The sequence below is a fragment of the Uruburuella suis genome (genome assembly GCF_004341385.1).
Classification (GTDB): domain Bacteria; phylum Pseudomonadota; class Gammaproteobacteria; order Burkholderiales; family Neisseriaceae; genus Neisseria; species Neisseria suis.
Genome location: NZ_SLXE01000032.1, coordinates 1 through 3,358, shown reverse-complemented (window position 1 = coordinate 3,358; position 3,358 = coordinate 1). Strand labels below are relative to the sequence as shown.

The following is a 3,358-nucleotide window of genomic DNA, read 5'->3' as shown; positions in this document are numbered from 1 at the left end:
TTGCTGCCGTAATCGTTCACAATATCTTGGCCGTGACCTGCTGCGAAGATATAGGTGTCGGCTTCGCCGTTTCCGCCCTCTAATTTATCATTGCCGGTACCGCCGATTAAGGTATCTTTGCCGGCACCGCCGTAAAGCTCGTCGTCGCCTGTACCACCAGATAAAATATCATCGCCACCCCGACCATGCAGCGTGTCATTACCATCCGCGCCCATTAAATAATTGGAAAGATTATTGCCATAGAATACATCTTTACCATCAGTACCCAGTTTATGTCCCAGTCCTTCCAGTGTATTTCTGCTGAGTACTTGAGCATATTCATCTAGCTGTCCAGCATTTACTGCATCATAAGTTATTTGGGTAAGCAAAGTACTCAGCTCCGCAAACACCGGCTTATTATTATTCTGGCTAAACACGATAAATTCGCTCAAATCCACAAATGCTTTTTTGGGATTTTCTGCGTGCACCGTTTCAAAAGCGGTTTTGATGCCGCTGAAATCAGGCTCGAAGCTGCCGTTGGCCAGGGTAAACGTAACGGCATTGAGATAAGGCTGCAAACGGGTTTGAAACAGCAGGCCTTCGTAGATGCTTTTCATCAAAGTGGCATATTGTTTGTCGGCCACGGCAGCCATTTTGCCGAAGGTGGCTTCGTTATACACACCCACAAATGAAGAGCGGATGCCGCTGAATGCATTTACAATGGCCAGCTTACGCGCGGTTTCGTCCAGCATTTGCTGCCGCTCTTCGCTCACCATAAAAATTTGATTCTGCATGGCTTTGGCCTGCGCCGGGGTGAGGCCGATGCCTTCGGAAGAAGTGAGGGTGAGCTGGTTGCTGATGGAAATTTCGGCGCCGAAATAAGGGTTGGTGGCTGCCCATTGCTCCACCAGATTTTCCAAAAGCGCTTGCTGCGCTTCTTTGCTGTCGGCTTCGGAATAGGCTTTCAATGCCAGCGCCAGCTTTTCGGAAAGGGCGGCGGCTTCGCGCAAATCGCGCAGCCCGCCGATGCCTTGCAGATTGGCCGCCTGCATTTGCTCGGGCGTGAGCGCGATCTTGTCGGCATAATTTCCATAAAGGTTATTCACCACAAAATTCACATCACCCATTTGGCCGCTGCTGCCATCGGCCTTGGTGAAGCTGCCCTGCTGCACCAGCGTATTGCCGCCGGCCAGGCCGGTGTGGGTGTTTTTATAGGCGGTGTCGAGCGATGCAATGCCCAACTCTTCAAGCGTAAACAGTTCCGATGCTGTGCTGATGCCGTCTGAATTCAAATCGCGCCACACGCGCAAATCGGCAAATTTTTCATCCGCAGCATCCACCTTGCCGTCACCATTGCTGTCGAGCTCGGCCAATGCCGCATAGCCGTGCGCCGCGCGGCTGCCGTCGGCAAGCAGCGTGGAATCGCCAAACAGCTCGCCGCCGTTGTTGATTATGCCGTCGCCATTGCGGTCGAGCACCAGCAACCCGTCATCCGGCTTCACCCAGCCCGTGGCCGTGCGGATGCCGTCTTTATTGTGATCAAACAACGCGCCCTGATATTGCCCGCCGCTATTGTTTCAATGCCGTCGCCATCCAAATCGAGTATCATCGGGTCGACAATATGGTATTTGCCTTCCCACGGCAGCTTGACCAAATCGCCCAAATCTTTGGCAAACGGAATAAACCAATCGCCAAAATCTTTTTGCGCCTGATCCCACCAATCGCCGGCTTGATCGAATTTGTCTTTAAGCCAGTCGCCAAATGCTTTCTCGCCTTCTAAAGCTTTATCTACAACATCATTGATTGCATCAGAAAGTTTTTCTTTTGTAGTATTCAATTTGTCGGCAATATCGCCCAAAGTTTTATCAAATTGATCTTTAAGCCGCCCTAAGTCATCAGCTAATCCGTTTGAAACATCGCCCAAATTAACGTCTTCTTTATACACCGTGCCTGCCGCACCTGCAGCCAAAGCTGCGGCACCCAAGGCTATAGGTGCCCACACAGGCGCAGTTCCTGCCGCAGCAGCCGCTCCAATGCCCGCCGCAGCGGCACCCAAAAGTGCAGAAGACACGCCCAAAAGATCGCGTGTATTAATAGTGCCACTTGTATTAGCACTATCTATCATGCTATATACACTAGAACTTCCCGCCACCGCATTAGCATAAGGAATTGATTTACCTCCCACCTGAGCAACATTATCAGCATATCCCCACGCAGAAGAGAATGCAGAAAACCACTGTGGTGACCTGACATCTACTTGTGGATTATTCGGATCAATTGCATCCACAAAATTTACAGAATTAACTGTAGCATTACCTGCATTGATTGCATTAGAAGGCTTTACTGCCATAATCAAAACCCTTTATTTTCCCTGGCCTTTAGCCACTTAGTTAATGAAATAAGTCCCACAACAAATAGAATAATTGCAATTACACAATTAGCAATACTTTTTGATATATAATTATTTCTATATATATCAATCATATTTTGATAACTATATATTTTTCCTGTTTGAATAATTGTGAGTTCATAAATTGTTTTCTTATCATTAATTCTAGCAATAATCTCCTTACCATAAAAAAAACGTGGGTCTTGGCATAATTCATTATTTCCCTCATTGCAAAATCCTTGCCTTTCCCTTTTCAGAGCGATCCACTTACATTGCCCCAAACCATAGCTTCCGCCGCCATTGCTCGCGCCAAAGCTGTTCAATGGCCGTTGTGGGTTGTCGCAATAAATATTAATATTGCCATTATTTGTCTGAATATATATACCATCATGTCTGTTATTATAGGGTTTAGGAGGTGCTCGTTCATCAGAGATAATTGTTCCATAAATGGTATTGAGCGACTCATATGATGGCTGTCCGTTCATATAATAGTTATATTGAATAAGTAAGCGAATACTTAAAAATATAAAGAGAATATCTAGAAATAATATGGGTATCCACACCTTCTTAAAATCAAACTTAAATCCCATCAAAAAAGGTTTTTTATTTTTATTTACCATCTTTACAATCCTTAATAACATAGCTTATCTAAATCGAACACCCATAGCCTGTGTATACGTTCTCTCTTGCTCAGATTCAAATCTTTCTGATTTTTATTATGATACTCAAAAATTTTAGAACTTTTATCAGCAAGCGTAGCCTGTGTAGGGTGTGTGCCATAGGCACGCACGCGTTCTCTCTCATTCAAATCCTCCTAATTTTTATTATAAATACTCAAGAATTTTAGAACCTTTAAAATGCTTAAGCGTCAATGATAAAACGCGTGCGTGCCTATGGCACACACCCTTGTATATTAAAACCAATGTACCATAGCATCCAAACAGGTTATCCGCCTCCGTACACACCCTGGGATTTCCACATCCGCGAAGT

2 protein-coding genes and 1 pseudogene are annotated in these 3,358 nt (G+C 45.5%); all 3 read right to left on the bottom strand.

What is annotated here, in order from left to right; translation table 11 throughout:
* Window positions 1-596 (bottom strand): calcium-binding protein (locus EV680_RS12235; RefSeq protein ID WP_481557205.1); only part of this gene is annotated, 596 nt, incomplete at its 3' end.
* 213 nt (window positions 597-809) lie between these two features.
* Window positions 810-1,708 (bottom strand): annotated as a pseudogene (locus EV680_RS12230) (hypothetical protein); the annotation flags it as partial.
* Window positions 1,709-2,331: 623 nt separating this feature from the next.
* Window positions 2,332-2,988, bottom strand: coding sequence for a hypothetical protein (locus EV680_RS10110; RefSeq protein ID WP_132954620.1), 657 nt, complete (start codon window positions 2,986-2,988; stop codon window positions 2,332-2,334).
* Window positions 2,989-3,358 lie beyond the last annotated feature (370 nt).

Coding starts and splice junctions, on each gene's coding strand:
- EV680_RS10110 (WP_132954620.1), bottom strand. CDS start 2,988: ATGGTAAATAAAAATAAAAAACCTTTTTTGATGGGATTTAAGTTTGAT.